Origin of the sequence: Prosthecobacter dejongeii (assembly GCF_014203045.1) — a bacterium.
In the GTDB taxonomy this organism is placed as follows: Bacteria; Verrucomicrobiota; Verrucomicrobiia; order Verrucomicrobiales; family Verrucomicrobiaceae; genus Prosthecobacter; species Prosthecobacter dejongeii.
This window is the reverse complement of record NZ_JACHIF010000004.1, coordinates 414,765-433,021: the sequence shown is the minus strand read 5'-3', so window position 1 is coordinate 433,021 and position 18,257 is coordinate 414,765. Positions and strand designations below refer to the sequence as shown.

At 52.2% G+C, this 18,257-nt stretch carries 4 protein-coding genes; 2 read left to right on the top strand and 2 right to left on the bottom strand.

What is annotated here, in order from left to right; translation table 11 throughout:
* Nucleotides 1-23: 23 nt before the first annotated feature.
* Nucleotides 24-845 (top strand): M48 family metalloprotease, encoded by an 822-nt coding sequence (locus HNQ64_RS12365; protein ID WP_184208963.1) that lies wholly within the window; start codon nucleotides 24-26, stop codon nucleotides 843-845.
* Nucleotides 846-912: 67 nt separating this feature from the next.
* Nucleotides 913-1,455, top strand: a complete 543-nt coding sequence (locus HNQ64_RS12360) for a DJ-1 family glyoxalase III (protein WP_184208961.1) — start codon at nucleotides 913-915, stop codon at nucleotides 1,453-1,455.
* A 70-nt stretch (nucleotides 1,456-1,525) separates the two neighbouring features.
* Here HNQ64_RS12360 and HNQ64_RS12355 read toward each other — a convergent pair whose 3' ends face one another.
* Both HNQ64_RS12355 and HNQ64_RS12350 read right to left on the bottom strand, forming a co-directional pair.
* Nucleotides 1,526-7,309: an autotransporter-associated beta strand repeat-containing protein gene (locus HNQ64_RS12355; protein ID WP_184208959.1), complete on the bottom strand. Its 5,784-nt coding sequence runs from the start codon at nucleotides 7,307-7,309 to the stop codon at nucleotides 1,526-1,528.
* A gap of 38 nt (nucleotides 7,310-7,347) precedes the next feature.
* On the bottom strand, nucleotides 7,348-18,210 hold the full coding sequence (locus HNQ64_RS12350) for a beta strand repeat-containing protein (protein ID WP_184208957.1): 10,863 nt from the start codon (nucleotides 18,208-18,210) through the stop codon (nucleotides 7,348-7,350).
* Nucleotides 18,211-18,257 lie beyond the last annotated feature (47 nt).

The window sequence follows — 18,257 nt, the reverse complement described above, 5'->3', positions numbered from 1 at the left end:
TTTTCACCCGCTTTTTTAGCCAAATGGCACCCTCGTTTGATGGAGACGGCCGACACGGCATCGGCTGCCATCCACGCATCATTCTAGCCCTTCTTATCATGGGAGGCACCCTGGCTTATCATTACCTAGGTACGACCGAATATGAAAACGAATTCACCGGCCGCACACAGCGGCTCGCCTTTGCCACAGCACAAGAAGAAATAGCCCTAGGCCTACAGTCTGCACCGATGATGATCCGACAGATGGGAGGGCAATCCCGCGATGCTCAGGCCCAGGCATTGGTGGATCGTGTGGGAGCTAAGCTAGTGCAAAGCACCCTAGCACGCCAAACGCCTTATCGTTTTGAGTTTCATCTTCTTGCAGATCGTCAAACGGTGAATGCGTTCGCCCTTCCTGGAGGGCAAATTTTCATCACAGAAGCCCTCTTCCGGCTTTTTAAAAATGAAGATCAACTCGCCGGGGTTTTAGGACATGAGATCGGTCATGTTGTTGGTCGTCATTCCAATGAGCAAATGGCCACAAGCAAGCTCTGGCAAGGCCTAGCCTCAGGAGCAGGCATCTTGCTTTCTGATGGTCAAAGCAATGCGGGCACTCAAATCGCGGGCATGGTGGCGAACATGCGAGTCATGAAGTATGGACGAGATGACGAATTGGAATCTGACGCTTTAGGTGTGCGCTTTCTTATTGAGGCAGGCTACAATCCCGAAGCCATGATTGGGGTGATGGAGATCCTTGCCTCGGCCTCGAAGGGCGGCGGTCAGCCTGAATTTATGAGCACGCACCCTGCGCCAGAAAACCGTGTGGAGCTAATCCGTGAGGTGATCGCTAAATATCGTAACAAGTAAGGCTTCTCATCCATTTTCCATTGATTGGGATGTCCCCTAAAGTTTCTTTTCTCTCTTCTCTTTTCTCATGGCATCACGCGTACTTTGCCTTCTTGCCGAAGGTTTTGAAGAAATCGAAACGATTACCCCCGTGGATCTTCTGCGCCGTGCGGGCATCGAAGTGGTGCTGGCAGCCCTTGGAGATCACCTTCTGGTCAAAGGACGATGCAGCGTCTTGATCCAGGCGGACTCCTATTTAAGCGAGCTAAATACAAGCGATTTTGACCTGCTTTTCCTTCCTGGAGGTCCGGGTGTGGCCTACCTGCGGCAGGATGGACGTGCGGGTGCTTTGGCCAAGGAGTTTATGCGATCTGGACGAAAAGTCGCTGCCATCTGTGCCGCTCCGCTGGTTCTACATGATGCCGGTCTCCTGGAAGGGAAAAAATACACGGCGCATGACTCGACCTACGCAGTCTTGACGGAGGCCGAGCCTGCCGAACAGGTCATAGTCGATGGACATCTCATCACGTCTCGTGGAGCCGGCACAGCTTTCATCTTTGGCTTAGCCTTAATATCTGCTCTTCTGACAGAAGCAGAGGCGTCCATCGTCGCACGGTCCGTTATGGCCTAACTTATTTTGAGGTTTCACGAATCTCGATTTTATGTCGAGGTTCGTGAAAATCACACACTGGATCTCAGTTTTAACGACGGCGGCGGAAGTAGAGCCCCATCAAGCCGAGGAAGAGCAGCAAGACGCGGCTTGGTTCAGGCACCACCACAATGATGCCATGGCTCGCGAATAATCCGGTATCCCAATTCAGCAAACCTGTGAGGGACGGAAGATTAAAACTGGGTGAGCCCGTGGCGCTAGCTGTGCCTAAAGTAGCCCAGTCCAGAAACTGAAACACCTGTCCGTAAGAAGGGACAAAACCGTTGAGATAGGAATTCGAGATCTGGATAGTTGTATTCAATACTGGCGGATTGGCATCATTGATGACCAATTGATCGTGCGGAGTGATTCCCGCTTCATATTGAGTCCAAGAAGCTGGCACAGAGAATCCAGAAGGGTTGCTGAGATAAAGCGCCACGGCTGCAGGATCTATCGCAGTCGCACCGCCGATTTGGAATAGTAAAACGGACTCCGCCGAAGAGGTAAGATTACCAATGCTGAGCTGACCCAAGGTACTTACGCCAAAACCGTCCACACTGCCTGGAGCCAATGTTCCATTATTGGCTACAAGGCCAGAGATCCGCCCCGTTCCGCCTAAAATGGTGCCTAGATTCACATTCACAGTGCCTGTTCCTGTGCCGGAACCCGTGAGATTATTCACCAACAGAGTGCCACCTGCGATGGTGGTTCCACCCGTGTAGTTATTGACGCCACTCAGGGTCAAGATGCCCGCCGTGGCTTTGATCAATGCAGCTCCACCGTTGAACTCGCTCAAATTTCGAAGAGTGCCTGAGGCTGCCGTAAGACCGATGGGATTCGTCAAAGACCCGATGGCGTTACCACTCATGTCAAGCGTGCCACCGTCTAAGTTCAGACTGCCGATGGCACTGCCTGCGCCGGTATTGTTTCCACGAACAATATTCCCTGTGACCGTCACCATGCCACCTGAGATATTGATGGCAGAGCTTACGGTGCCAGAGTTGGTATTGCTAGACAAGGTGATAGCCGTGCCTGAACCCGAACCAATGTTCACCGTGCCGCCACCCAGATTCAGGGTGTTCGTGCTATTCCCTGTCGCCGTTTTAGATCCCATGGTTAGGCTGGTCATCACCAGACTCCCCTGATTAAAGGCAAACAAATTCTCCAGAGCACCAGTACGTCCATTTTGAGTGCCAATGTTTACACTGCTAAATAGTAGGTCTGCGGCGTGTCCTGAGACATCGAAGGTATTTCGATTGCCGGTGGGCAGGGTTGCACCCGTCGTAGAAGTTCCCGTTCCCATGTTAAAGCTCGTCGCACTGATCCCATCTGCGGCACGCACTTTCAAACTCCCTGCATTGGTTTGGAAAGTTAGAGATCCCAGATCTCTTGTTCCAGTGCCGATATTCAGAGTGTTGACGTTCAGCAGTGTTTCACCGATGCCCAACTGCAACTGATTGATCTGCCCTGTGCTGCTATTGTATTGTCCACCATCTCCGATCGCGAGAGTGGCTGCCGTGACCGTCGTGTCTTTTGCCAGCTTCAGAACGGAGAAAGTATTACTCACGTTTGTGCCGGAAGTGGAACCGACACGGAAAATACCATCCGTGGTGTTTAAGCTAACATTCATTTCAGCTAGGCCACTCATGTCTGCCTGCGTGACATTTCCAGATCCGCTGGAACCACCTACCCGGAATTGAGCGGCTGCGGAGAGGTTTGTGACATTCCAAACGCCATCACCCGATGCATTAAAGAGGGTGTTGCTAAGGGACGCCACACTTGTGCCAATCAATACATTGCCATTGACGTTGAGTGACTTGCCCACCGCTAGGATCAGGCGATTTGTGTTGGCATTTGAATTGGTTTGGGCCACAAGCCCCCCAAAGGTGGAGTTTTCACTCACTTCCAGCGTGCCTGCTGTGGTGATGTTATTCGCACTGCCAAAGTTAAGCACACCGGTAAGATTTTGTGCGACTTTCAATCTGAGAATGCCCTCGTTAACACTCGTAGATCCAGTGTAATGATTCTGAGCACCAAACACCCACGTCCCAGGCTGTGACTTGATCACGGAAAGCACTCCGTTTTGACCTTCTTGGATCGCTCCGCTGATTTCATTCGCAGCCGTGTTGGTGCCTTGGAAAGTCAGCGTTTTATTGCCTGGAGATGCATTTCGGATGCCGCCACTGAGCACTAAGGCCTCCAGGCTGCCGTCTTGAGTCAGAGTTAAGCCGCCCGTTGTCCCGACCAAATCAATCCGGCGGTTGCTGCTGTGGCCACTGCCGCTATAAAGCAATGTACCCGTCGTGGTGGTCAAGCCCACACGAATGGCCGCCGTTTCTGCCGTCGCGGGCTGTCCCAAGGCACTAATTCCCCCGACATCGGCAATCGAATTAAAAGCCAGGGTTCCAGCGCGTACCTCGGTGACTCCTGTGTAGGCATTGAGGCTGGACAGAGTGACTGTATTGGCTCCCGTTTTAACGAGCGCAGAGCTACCTGCCAGGGAGGAAGAAACCGTTCCTTGGCGTAGATCGAACTGAGAATTATGGCTCGTCAATACGCCAGCACCGGTAATGATGGACCCGGCAGCGTCCGCAAGAGTCACCAGCCCCACTGTCGCATCGTATCCATTGAGATCAAAGATAGCGTTATTGACAACTAAATCTCCGGTACCGATACCTTGAGAGATTCCCAGACGCACAGTGCCCCCGGCCACCGTCGTGATGCCTGTATTTGAGGAAATTGCCGCCAAAGTCAGTGTTCCCACACCTGTTTTAGTAAGTCCTCCGCTCATCGTCCCGAGATCGGACAGCCCAGACTGCAAAGTGAGATCCGCCCCGTTCGTATCCAGCGTGCCACCTGCCTGAGCAAGACGAATGCCCCCGCTGCGAGTAAAGTCCCCGGTGAAACCCGTAGCCAACTGCAATGTGCCGCCAGCAAATATTAAGGGTGCTGCACCTGAAGATCCGCCAACGGCTAACCAACTATTAATCATCAGCGTTCCTTCATTCAGCGTCGTCACTCCTGTGTAGCTGTTATTACCCGTAAGGATTAAAGTCCCTGGACCAGATTTTGTCAGAGCAGTGCTTCCGAGGGTCGAATTGACCAAATTCGACTGAATGGCGATCCCTGTCGAAGCTGTGTTCATGGTGTGAAAGATGAACTCATTGCCGACGGAATTGGCTGTGGGGCCCACCGTGATGGAATCGAATCCACGGATCGTAACGCCTTGCGGAGTCGCCAACTGTGCACCCGAAGCGCTGGCACCGTCCACTGCTGTGAAAAGGAAGGCTCCACTGCTCACTACTAGGCTACCACTGCCCTCAACAGCTACCGGACTGACGCTGGAAGCATTATCAATCACCAGAGAGTTGATCGTCTTACCTATCAGTCCTGTGAGATCTGATGTTAGAGACTGTCGCACATTGTCAGAAACACCTCCCACTGCATAGGTCGCATATTCATTGGTGAAGTTCAAAGGGCGGAAACCGATGCCACTCACGTAGGTCACCAGGCTATTGCCTAACTCATTGTTCAACGTGGTGCCAAAATTATTCGAGATCAAATCCTGCCCGATTGCCCAGGGCACTATTCTCAAATTGGCAGCTCCTGCTGTGCTACCCACGCCGATTTGATGATTCGCCATGAAAGCTGTCTGCGCGCCTGAAACATCAATGCGGAATCGGCTGCGCTGAATGGACGCGCCGGAGGCTAAGTTGGTGCCACGAACACTGAGGGTGGCATTGTTACTCCGGGAAATGTCATCAAAGAGAAATTCAATAATCGTCGAAGTTCCCGTGCTAGTGCCGACACCTTCTAAAGCTGCATAACTCGACCCCGAATTTACTGATAGAGCCCCCAAGTTTTCTCCACGCGTCCCATTCTGGTTGGTTGCCCGAGCCCAAAGACCACGTGTAGCAACCGAACTTGTTCCGTTTGCGCTATTGATCGTGATGGGAGCCGAATTACCAAATCGGTCTGGAGCGCTGCTGGAGCTATTGTTATCAATGAGGAAAGCTGCTCCCGGATTCACGGTGAGGGAGGTGCTATTAGGCAAGTTAGCGATACCATTGCCGCTAAGTTGGAAAAGCCCTTGATTCACAATCACAGAGCCAGTGAATTCGGGGCTATTGAAATTGGCCACGTTGAGATTGGCCGTCCCCCATTTTACCAAGGTGCCACTGCCAGAAATTTTGCCACTAAAAGTAGATCCATTGGTTAAGGTCAGCACGTGGGTGCCAATGTCGAGCCAGCCGCCATCAGAACCACCACCTGCTAAACTACCAATACGCTCGTTCGCCTCGAGCTTCAAGAGCGCACCGGCGACAGGATCCAATGTCACCGCTCCTGTATCTGTCAGGGCATTGCCACCGCGTGTGATCAAAGTTCCACGATTGATAAACACAGCCCCTGACGTGTCATTCGAAGAGGAATCGACAATCACTGTTCCTTCCCCATTCTTGGTCAGGGATGTGTTTCCACGGATAGCTGAGCCGAGAGTCAAAGATGCTGCTGTATTGTGCTGGTGCACAAACAAAGCCGCCCCTGCTGAAGTGAGCTCGCCGCCTGAAATAGCAGTGGCATTCGCACCGACTGAAGGGGCTACCAAAATACCGCCACTGTTAAGGTTGAGGTAATCTCCAACCAACAGATCAGTGGCTGTTGCTGAACCAAAGGCCAAGCTGTTGATGCGCAGAAGAGAAGCCGTTAGACCTGTGAAAGCGCCTGAATTCCCAATGTTTTCATCTGTGGACCAAGTGGAGACGTCATTTTTCAGAGATGCAGTCAGTCCTGTCACAAGATTGCTCGCATTGAGTGTCGCAAAGCTGGAGCTGTTGAATGTGGCCCAGCCACCAAGAATTCCATTCGTCAAAGTCCAACCAGTGGCCCCAGTGGTATTGATGGTGGAACCACTGCCCAACATAGTGAAGTCCAACGAACGCCCGGCCGCTGTGGATGTGAGAGCACCCGTAATATTCAAACTGACACTGCCACCACCAGAAGAATCCAGAAGGATGCGATTTGCCCCGCCGCTGACAGTTAAGCCCGTGATGCTCTGAGCTGCATCCAAAGAAGCATGGCGAATGAGTTCCAGGGTGCCTCCTGCCATCGTCAATACCCCGCCAATTTTGTTACCTGTATTGCCACGATAATCTAAGCGCAAGATGCCTTCATTAACGGCTGTATTGCCGTTGTAGGTATTGGTCCCCGTAAGCACTAGTGTGCCATTACGAGTCTTTGTAAAACCAGCAGCGGTTCCACTGTTGTTCACAATCGCAGCGTCAATCACCAGATGTTCGCTAGTCGCACTTGAGGGACGAACTTCAATCGTGCGGCTGGCCCCATTCAGATTCAATGAACCCGTTCCATTGATGCGAGCGGTGCCCGTGATGGATGAATTCCCCACGTAGATAATGGCTCCTGTCAGATTGTATGCAACACCTGCCCCATCCAAGTTTAAGGTTGGCGTGCTGCCAGCGACTGCGGTGTTGGAAAACACGATCGAATTCGTCGCTGTTTGATTGCTCATGCTAGCCTGCAACTTTAAGATGCCGTTATTCACTCGAAGCTCATTGTTAAAAGTCGGGCTCGTGGTGACAGTCACCGTGCCTGCGCCATCGGTACGGAAGGCACTGGATCCCGTGCTACCGTTGCCGATGATGCCGTTAATCACGGCTTCGGAACCAGCACTGACATTGAAAACCAATGTTCTTCCCGTGCTACTCTCCGTCAGGTTGATATGGTTAAAGGTCGCTGTGGGCGCGGTCACAGTCACCGTGCGATCCCCACCACTCTGATTGAGCGTATTGCTGAAATTCACAGGAGAGATGCCACTCACATTTAAGCTGGAACTTAAAGTAACAGGGCCGCTAAGGGTCAACATTCCTGGGCTGCTATTCCTGATCGTAGAAGTCGCAGTCGCCACGCCCACCGGACCCGACAGATCCACCCCACCGGACCCGACAGATCCACCCCTCCGCTGCCGATATAGTCTAGAGTGCCTCCAGCAAAATTGAGAGGGATCGCTGCACTGCCGCCCAAATTGGCCACAGTCGAGAATTGGAGCGCGCCTGCATTGAGGGTCAAGTTTCCAGTGAAATTGTTGTTGCCCGTCAATTGCAGGGTGCCTAAACCTGCCTTTGTCAAAGTTACTGCACCCCCACCACTTGCAGTTAGGCTTCCTGAGATGACGGCTTTATCTGTGGTGAAATCCACATTGTCATTCACCGTGATCGTGCGCGTGACTGCACCGGCTGTATTATTGAGGTCTATGTTGTTGGTGAAATCCACCACGCTATCGGCAGACAAAGAACCAAAAATCAAAGGTGCTCCCGTCGGCACAAAGAAGGGAGTGGCGCCCCAAACAAGGGGGTTAGGTCCACCACTGATGGCCACCGTGAGATTCCCACCTGCTGCCGAGAAGCCGCCACCACCCGTGCCAGCAGCCCATTGCACTTGATTTTGTCCAGATCCCAGTGCGCGAGTGAAATTGCCATTTCCCTCAAACACACCGCCATTGAGAATGATATTAGCATCCCCTTGATCAAGCCCAACAATGGCACCTGCATTGATCTGGTAAGAAGTGGCATTGTAATCAAAATTGGTGACTCCACCTACATCCAGTGTTCCGGCGCCAGTCTTAATGAACGCCCCACTGCCGATCACTGTATTGATAGACCAGATCATATCTGAATCCAAAGCTGTATTGTCAGCCACTGAGACTGTGATGCCGTTTGTTCCTAGGTTCAGCGTACCTGCTCCGGTGATCACTGATGCTAGATTATTTGTGCCTGTGTAAGCAATGGATGCAGGAGTCAAGACACGGCCTGCGGCGACCTCAATGAGTGCAGAATTTCCTGCGGCGCCGCCACCCATGGTCAAGGTGCCAACCATTTGGTTAGCTCCTTCAATTTTCAGGATCCCAGCGTTCACGGTAAGATTTCCAGTGCTCAAGGAACCCGCACCGGTCAGCCGCACAATGCCGCCTTCACCATTGATGGTAGTTGTTCCCGTGTATTGAGCTCCGGTGGTGATCTGTAAATTTCCGGCACCCGTTTTGATGAATGATGAAGCTGCGCCAGGGCCATTAGTCAGGATGCTGTTTATCAAAACACTGCCAGCATTCACAGCCAATGTCAGGGTGCGGGCAGAAGCCGACTCAGACAGCAGGATGTAATCTCCATTCAGCGTGGTGGTGCCAGCCCCAGTGAAGGCTAATGTGCGATTCCCGCCAAAATTGATCACATTTCCATTGAGTTCGAGCGCATTGCTTACATTGAAAGTGCCATTGGCAGCCAGAGTCACTTCACTGAGTGCACTGTTAAAATTCGCCACATCCAGGTTTCCTCCTGCCAGAGTCAGATTCGTGTTTGCAGGCAAAGCCGCCGCTACGCCATATGCCAAAGTGCCCGTGGTGATGGTGGTGATACCCGTGTAATTAACTGGCGCATTCAGCGTCAGAGTGCCTAACCCGATTTTATTCAAGCCCCCATTTCCACCGCCTCCGATGCTGTTCACGAAGGTGATATCGAACCCATTGGTATCCAAAGTCCCCCCCACAGAAGTCTGAACTGTGCCGGTCGTTGGAACACCAAAAATCACAGGCGACTGAGATAGATCAAAAGCCGCACCGAAGCGCAGAGTGCCAGCATTCAAGAGGATCCCTCCGCGTCCGTTGTTTCCTAAACGCGCCAGAGAGTCAATCTGTAGCACCCCTTGATTGATAGCCGTTTGCCCAGTGTAAGTGCTGCCAGCTCCAGTCAGAATCAAAGTACCAGCCCCTGACTTAGTGAAGGAAGCGGCCGTGGTCGTGAATGGAGATGCGATGGTGACACCCGCCGTGGCTGTGTTTGGCACGTGCAAAACATATTCATTCAGGGCACCTGTCGTAATACCGCTGAATCCACTCAAAACAAAAGGCTGACTGCCTGTAAAAAGGAAGGCACCCGAGGTGATATTCAAGGTAGCATTAGCTCCAGCTAGCGTAATGTTACCTGCACCAGTGTTATCCAGCAGCAGTGAATTCATCGTTTTAGCCACGCCATCCAGCGTCAAGCTAGCAGCAGATGAAAAACGCACATTGTTGTTAGCTGTAATGCCACCTGCTGAGACGAGTTGTTCATATTCAGTCGTCAGATTTAGAGGTCGGAAACCCGTTGTAGCCGCATAGGTTACGAAACTGGTCCCCGTACTGGTGATGTTTTCAGCCCCAATCGCCCAAGGTAAAATGCTTGTCGTCAAAGTACCTGCTGCGCCCGCTCCCCCCGTCAAAGTAGGCGCAGTGCTGACAACGATACGGCCAGTATGAAGAGGATCCAACGGTGCAGCCGTCAACAGCGTGCCGAGGTTTTGCCCCCGTACCAGAAGGGTAGATTGATTGGAGCGAGCGAGGGTAGAGGCGGTGATGGTCATGGCTCGCTGTGTCGTCCCACTGGTGGAACTGGCACTTGCCGTGATGGTGTTTGCCCCACCGAGTAAGGTCGTTGCACCAACGGACTCCGCCTTGCTCGCATCATTGCGATCATTGTTCGCACGCAGGCCATCAATTCCTCCAGTATTGATCAAGGTCACAGGTGCCGAATTGTTCAATTTGTTAGGCGAGCCTTCAGTGCCACCGGCAAAGTCGAGCGTTAGACTGCCGCTATTCAAGGTCACCGAACCAAGATTAGGAAAATTGGCCACAGTTCGATTCCCCAGAGTCACGGCCCCTTGATTGATGATCAAATTACCCGTGAAGTCCGCACTTGAAACCGTATTAAAAGTGAGTGTGGAGGTCCCATTTTTAACGAGACTACCGGCTCCGGAAACAAAGCCTGAGTAAGTGCCTGTGGCGAAGACATTGAGATTCAGCGTGCCTGTGCCCAGATTCACGGCGCCACCGTCAACGCCACCGCCGGCCAACCCACCAATGCTCTCCGTTCCATTGTTCAGATCAAAAACGACTCCGGGTAAATTCTTGAGATAAACAATCGAGCGGTCACCAATTGCATTGCCGCCCTGCACTCGCAAAATGCCTTCCAAAATACTGGTCTGACCGCTTTGTAACGAGGATCCATTCATGATCAATGTACCAGCACCTGCCTTGGACAATGCCAAAGTGCTGTTGAGAGTGGAGCCCAAAACAAAATCGTTGGAGCTGTGCTGATGAACAAAAAGCTCCGTAGAACTGCCATTGATAAAACCACTGCCCAAAAGCCCACCGACGAGCTGACCAGAGCCAGATCCAGATTTCACCAAAATCCCTCCACTACCGATTGTTAGGCGGGTATCGTTGGCGACTGTGACAGTCGAAGCACCAGATGCTTCATAGGTAATGCTATTGACACTGCCGCCCGCTGCAAGTGCGCCCATGTAACCGATGCCGTCGATGACGTTGTCCGCAGCGGTCCATGTCATGATGTTATCTTTGACGACAGTTGCCGTATTCGCGACGAGATTCCCACCGGCAACAGTCGCAAAATGCGTATTATTAATGGTGGCCCAGCCGCCCAAAATGCTCTGACCAGCAGGATTGGTGGTGGTCGTCGTGACGATGGCATTACTGGAAGGAAGGATAAGATTCAAAGCACCGCCTACGGCCGTGCGTGAAATGGCCCCTAGATTGAAAGTCATCGTGCGACCACTCCCAGGACGAAGATCCAACACAGAGCGGCCAGCAGATGTAGTGCCACCTAAAGTTAGACCATTGACTGTATCTACCGTATTGGCTCCACTATTGCCCTCAAGAATCAGCGAAGCTCCATTCATGGTTAGGAGACCACTGGAAATTTTACGCAGGTTATTCGTCGTATAATCCAGCTTCAGACTGCCATTCGTCAAAGTGGTCGCTCCCGTCAGACCTGCGTTATTTCCAGAATAGATCACTTCGCCTTGTCCCAACTTTAACGTGACCCCCGCACCACTTAAATTGGCGGCGACATTGCCTCGAAACAAATTGATGGCAGCGGTTACAGTCAGCGTGCCCGAACCTGTAATGATGCCCTCCAAACCAGCCCCGACTTGGCCCAGATCCAACCTGGGGGTGGTCAGATTGAAAGTATTCATGTTGAGTGTGCCAGGCAGGGCCACACCCGAGTCAGCTAACAAGATGAAGTCCAACCCATTGGGTTCCACAAACACGTTGTCTGCCAGTAAATTCACCAGACCGCCAGCGCGCGAATACAAGCCATTGCTCGTCCCAGTTGTGTAGTTGATGCTCCCCGTGCCTCCCAAGTTCAGGACGCTACCCGCATTCTGACTCACCAAGTCATCAGCCAAAACGCTGGATCCTGGGGCACCATTGATGGTCCATGTCCCGGAATTCACATACACATCCGCAGCCGTTCCAGTCTGAATGATACCGCCTGTGATGAAACCCTCTCCCGAGCCTGTTAATGTGAGCAAATTCCCAGCCGTATTGATCGCACCTGTGTAAGTGATGGTGGCACCACCCGTCCCGTTCGCTCCCATTGCAAGCGCACCTACCGTCGTGCTAGAGGCTCCATTCAAAGTGACGGCACGATTGGTCACCTGGCTCATAGGCCCAATGAAGGATAAGGTGCCTGCTGTGATAAACAGGCCATTGCTCCCCTGCCCCAGATTGCTCGGACCACCTGCATTGTTGCTGACCGTGCTGAACTGCAAGACACCTTGAGTGACCGTGATGTCTCCCGTGAAAGTGTTGGCACCGGAAAGTTCAAGGATACCGTTACCAGTCTTCGTGAGGCTACCATTGCTTAAAACTCCCGATAATTTAGCCCAGTCTGTTGTCAGCAAAGTGTTATCCACGACCTGGACCGTGCGCACAGCACCGTTGAGATTCACGTTGTTTGTGAAATCCACCACCGCATCTGCCGTAACTGACCCAAAAATCAACGGTGCGCTATCTGGAACAAAGTTGGGAGTACTCCCCCAAATTAAAGGGTCAGGCACCGAACTTAATGCCACCGAGAGATTCCCTCCGCGAGCCGAGAAACCTCCTCCGGCCACACCTGCCGCCCACTGGACCTGATTCGTCAAAGTGCCAAGTGCGCGAGTAAATGATCCTGCACCTTCATAGACCCCACCATTGAGAATCAAATTATTAGTTAGGGCACCAAGACCTAAAATCGCGCCTGCATTCACCTGATACGGACCCGTGAAGTTATTATTGGTGATGCCACTGATATCCAAAGTCCCAGGTCCTGCTTTGATCAAGGTACCGCTGCCTAAAAGGGTGCCGACAGTCCAGGCCATATCCACATCCACGGCTGTGCTATTCCCCACAGTCACAGTCACATCTGTGTTACCCAAGTTCAAAGTCCCTAAACCTTGAATCATCGAGGTTAAATTGTTATTGGTCGAACTGTAGGTCACGGCTCCCGCGTTCAGCGTCCTACCAGCCCCGATATTTAGCCATGCTTGAGAACCAGTAACCGCGCCCCCCATGGTGATGGCCGCCACGGACTGATCCACACCCGAAGCCAGAATATTCAGCGTGCCTGCATTGAGATTCAAATTGCCCACAGACAATTTACCCGCCCCACTGAGGGTGAGTGTGCCATTGGTATTATTGATGGTCGTAGCCCCGGTGTAAGTGTTAGCTCCTGTCAATGTAAGCGTGCCATTCCCCGTGTATTGAAGTAAGACGGTGCTTGCGGCAGGAGCGGTCGCACCAGGGTTGTTTTGGATGACGCCAGAGATCAAAATATTGCCAGGCCCAGCAAAGGCTTGTGCACGATTGTTCGTTGTCTCCCCCAAAGTCATTAGGCCATTGAGTTCCACACCGGCAGGGGTATTAACCGTCAATGTGCGAGTGCCACCTGAGGTCACCCACGTGCCATTAAAGATAAACTTATCCACGCCACCCAGCGTCACGGTTCCTGTATTGTGCGTCACATTTTGGCTGAGCGTTTTAGCACCCGATCCGTCCCCTTGAAGGGTCCCTGATGCCAAAGTTAAAGCAGTGCCCAAACCAAAAGCTTGATTGTTATTGATGCTGACCGTACCCACCCCTGTATTGACAGTGGTTGTCCCCGTATAGGTATTGAGGCCATTCAATGTGATGAGTCCCGTACCGGTAAGATTCAAGCTATTGGCAAAAGCATCCCCATTACCATTGGAAATGACGCCGTTGACCACAGTGGCACCTGTCCCAGCAAGTGCCATCGTGCGAGCTACCGTGATGTCATTATTGATACCCACATTCCCCAGAGTGAGAGTCCCTGCGCTCAGGTTATTGGTGAGCGTTCTGCTCCCCCCCGTTGTACCGATCACTGGAGCATTGAATGTTAGACTCTCAGTTCCTGCAATCGTGACAGAAGTAAGCAAAACGTCATTGGCGATGGAAATCCCAGGTTGTAAAGCCTGCATAGTTCCTGCGACGAGATTCAGCACACCGCTGCCCAAGCCACCGTTGTTGGCATTGTTTAACTGCAGCGTGCCTAGCGTTAAAGTCGTTGTGCCGGTGTAAGTATTGGCTTGAGACAATTCCAGAATCCCAGCTCCAGTTTTATTGATACCACCATTCACTCCAGAGAGAACACCGGAAAGAATTGCCTTATCATTGCTGGTGGCAGCATTGTCGAGAACTTGGATGATACGAACGGCTCCATTGAGATCTAAGGGATGCGTGAATGTAATCACATCATCCGCAGACACGGAGCCGAATAATAACTGACCTGCACCATTCACAAAATGCGGCGTGCTATCCCAAATCATTGGATTGGGGGCTCCTGCCAGGGAAACAGTCAAAGGCCCACCTCTTGCTGCAAAGCCCCCATTCGTTCCTGCTCCCCAGCGGACTTCGCCATCAGCCGTTCCTAGCCCTCGAGTAAAGTTGCCACTTAACTCTATGGTTCCCCCACTCAAAAGCAAATTGCCCGTGCCTAAGTTGCCAAAAACAGAACCTGCCTGGATCTCTAAAGAGCCCGTTAATGCATTCACACCACTAAGACGAAGTGTGCCTGCACCTTGTTTGATAATGCCGATGCCTGCATCCCCCGTAAGACTAGCCGAGACGGTTAGGTCATCTAAAGCGCTGGTGCTGTTACCGACATTAAAAGCGCGGCTTGCATTGCCCAGTGAGAGTGAACTGACACTAATGACGCCGCCTAACGGATTATTCGTCGAAGTGTAAGTCACAGGACCCGCCAAGTTGATCGTCGAACCAACTCCAGTGATGATTGGAGTGCTCGTGGTCGTTCCTCCTTGCAGCGTCAGGCCAGCGGCCCCCTGAGAAGTGCCATTCAGATCCAAAATAGCCGTCGCACGGGAAAGGAGTGCATTTGACACCAATGAATAACCCGAATTCGAAGAGCTGCTGCTAAGGCGTAAAGTTCCGTCACGAACGGTCACGCTTCCCAAGCCGTTGCTCAAAGCATTGGCGAGAATCGCGACACCATACCCTTGTTTAGCCAAGCCAAAACCTGTTGTCGTGCCATTGAGTGTGGCGTTGAGAGTGGAATCTGCATTATCCAACAAGGTAAGCACCGAATCCCCGATCAAGGTTCCTGCGCCGGTTAGCTGGAGGATGGACTCTGCATTGTCCACATTGAGAAGACTGCCTGATCCCAACTGTATCGTTAGATTGTCGCTCAGCACGTTCGCTGCATTCAGGCGTAGAGCGACCCCTGGGGATACATCGATCAAGGCACCAGGATCTGCATTTACGGTTGCAGCAAAACGAACTTCACCAGTCTTCAAATTACCATCAATCGTGCGTGTGGAACCGACAGTCAGCGTATTCGCTCCCAGGCTCATCACATTCTGCATGCTGAGGAACGTGCCTGTAGAGGCAGCGATGATGCCGCCACCTACGCCCACGGAAATAACTCCATTGGCCGCAGCCGCCCAGTTGCGATCCGCATTGTCATTGGTGATGATGCCGCCATTATTCAGATTCAATAGGACCGTTCCAGGTGCAGTCGGATTCGTCGCGGCTGAGTTCGCCCCAAAGATCTGGTAGATGCCAGCCCCAGAGAAGGAAGGCTGAGTCAGCAAAGGTTGAGTCGCGCTACCAAAACCCACGACACCTAACCTGACGATGGCTGAATCTGGAAGCAGGGTCGCATCGGCTTGCACACCGCTCCACCCAGTGGCCGTCGTCACTTGCAAGATCGCACCTGGATCAAAAGTCAGAACCCCTGTTCCATCTAGACCATCCGGGTTCTGCGCCAGGAAACGTCCTCCCCCCTCTATTGTTACGGCTCCATTGAAGGCCAGATCTGCTGAAATACCTGCTGTCGCGACTTGCTGTAAGGTTCCACCCGCTGTGACACGCACATTCGCGATGCCACTTCCACTGCCCAGAGAATTGGCCGTGGATCCTTGCAAAATAGCTCCCGGCTCTACAACAAAAGTCATGGGAGCGGACACAGAGTTACCAAACACCGAGTTCTCATCATTCAAAGCGACCACCCCCGAAGTGATTCGAGCATTGAAAGCATTCGTGTTATAAGGGTTGATGGTGAAGCCACCTCCGGTAGCAGCCGCATCACCCAATGTCAGGGTCGCAGGTGTGACGGCATTCCCCACCGAATCAGGATAAACAAGTCCCTGGAGATAAATGTCTGAGGTATCAAAAGCTACATTCAAGGTGCCCAGTGTCCATGTCCGAGATGTCCGATCCGTGCTCAGCCCTTTAAAGGGGGTTCCAACCCCAACGGTTACAGACCCCGTTGTACCAGCCGTGCCTAGACCAAAGTAGAGATCACTCAAGCTGCCTAAATCTTTAACAGACAGATTGGCCAGATCAAATTCTCCAACAAACGTGCCTGCATACGCCAAGATGGAATCGGGCGTTAAAATGACCTGCCCTCCACCTGAGAATGCTGAGACACGAGTGAGGCTGTTAAACCCTTGATTCGCGGCTGCCGTCGTGCCTGTGAGAGTGCTACCCGCAGAAATGTTAAAACGATCTCCCGTCGAAGTGTAAGCAATGTTGTTGGTCAGTGTGATGTTGCCGCCGTTCTTCACGCGATAGCCCTGCGTGGATGAGGTGGCACCATTTCGTTGAAGAACAAGACTCGCGGAATCAACGAATACCGGCCCAGTGCCCAGGTACGTCCTGCCAGCTGTAGTGCCTGTGGTCAAGGTGCCACCGTTCACATAAGTTCCACCCGTGTAAGTACTATTGCCACCTGCCCCCAAGGTTAAAGCGCCAGCTTGATCTTTAACCAAAGCGGTCGAGACATTCCCATCTTGGATCTGTGAATTCAGCGTCAGCGTGCTTTCATTATTATGGATGTACAACCCGCCACCGTTGGCCTTGATAAATCCAGTGCTCGTTCCGAGTGTTTTGGTGAAGTTCCCCAGAGCGATGATCCCGCCCGAATCAATCGTCAGTGTGGTTCCAGCCGTCTGGAGTAAAGCGGGGGTGCTCGCTGACGCCGTCAATTTTAGCGAATTGATGGTTAGGTTGCCGATAGTCGCAATCGTACCATTACCCGCCGTGATGAAAACGTTTTCTGCCGCCGTCGCAGTTCCGATGTCGGTCCCTGTTCTGACTGTGTAAGCGCCAAACCCAGTCGTGCCCAGAGCTCCCACTCCCTGGGAAGCATTGTAGCCTGCGAAGTCAGTGCCATTGACCAAAGCCCAGCCTCCGATGATTTCATCATTCAGCGTCGGCGCGGCACGAAATGTGATGCGCGGGTTATTCCCTGTAGTTCCCAGTGAAGTCGCTACAAAATTCACCGTAGCCCCTGCCTGCTGAGTCAAACCCCCGAGGTCCAACACCGCTGCTGAAGTAGCATTCGTGCGAGTGACGGCAATGCTCGAATAACGCTCCGCCAAGATCACATTACCAGCCGTCTCCGTAAACACAGTATTACCCGCAGCATTGTTGCTCACAAAGCTAAGGCGTCCACCATTGAATGTCAGCGGTGCGGTGTCTGAAATCATATTCACTACCGGATTTAGCGATGTCGCGACCGAATTATCTAAGATCAATTGAGAGCCATTGCCGAAGACATAACCAGAAGCGCCGCTCAATCCTGGATTGAAATTGTTGAGCCCATCATTCACACTCGTCCGCATACGGACGGTGCCACGCTCCACATTCAGGATACCTGTGAAACCTGGATTGTTGCTGTTTAAGCGGAGCTCGCCATCGCCCGTCTTGGTCAATGTGCCCACACCACTGAGCACCCCATTGATGCTGGAGGTAAAATTTCGCGCCACATCCAAAGTGCTGTTGGATGTGACCTCCACACCACGCACAAGAGAAGTAGAACCCATTTGCAAGCTTCCTCCCCCCAGTCTCAAAGGCTGACCAGCGCCCCCCAAATTGCCATCATTCCATATCCTTAAAGTACCACCATTGAGATCCGTGCCACCAGTATAACTATTGATGCCATTCAAAGATAGCAACCCACTCCCTGTCTTAATCAACCCTAAGGTCCCCAGCACCTGACTTTGCAATAAAACAGATTTCCCCGAGCCAACGGAAATCGTGTGAGCCGATCCCAAAGTCAGATTTCCCCCTGTCAGCAAATAATGATCGGCAAAGCTCAAAGAACCCGCCAAGCTACCGTTGCCTAACAAAATTTGTCGCGGATTCGTTAAGGCCCCTGGATTTAGAATAGGCGTGCCAAAAAACACATCGTCAACCAGGGAGGGGACCCCCACATTCCAGTTAGCCGCTGTTCCCCAATTCAGATCCGTAGAGCTGCCAGCAGTCCAGTTAATCGTTACTGCGTGAAGTGGCATGGAGATCTGCCATAGCCCAGTCAGTAGGACTAGAAAGACATTCACGATGAAGCGATGATGACGCAGGCTTTTCATAAAAGGTTGGGGGAAAAGGAGCTACCTTGAGTCGCTGTGGTCTCATC